The organism is Dyadobacter sp. HNCC25DJ185, from assembly GCF_056895195.1.
In genome coordinates this window covers 1-242 of record NZ_JBXHAR010000045.1, presented here as the reverse complement: position 1 = coordinate 242, position 242 = coordinate 1, and the positions used below count along the sequence as shown (strand labels likewise).

Here is a 242-nt window from a genome sequence, read left to right as displayed (position 1 = left end):
GGAGAATAACGGATTCGAACCGTTGACCCCCTGCGTGCAAGGCAGGTGCTCTAGCCAGCTGAGCTAATCCCCCAAAATTTTCTATACAAAAATCAAGAACATTTTCTCGATCAACTTGTGTAATCCGTGGGCCTGCGTGGACTCGAACCACGGACCTCGACATTATCAGTGTCGCGCTCTAACCACCTGAGCTACAAGCCCTAAAATATATATGATAAAGATAAAACCAAAAGCAGAATCTC

2 tRNA genes are annotated in these 242 nt (G+C 45.9%); both read right to left on the bottom strand.

Going from position 1 to position 242, the window contains the following annotated elements:
- Nucleotides 1–73, bottom strand: a tRNA-Ala gene (locus AC1XUF_RS32100).
- 54 nt (nt 74–127) lie between these two features.
- Nucleotides 128–201: transfer RNA gene (locus tag AC1XUF_RS32095), tRNA-Ile, on the bottom strand.
- Nucleotides 202–242 lie beyond the last annotated feature (41 nt).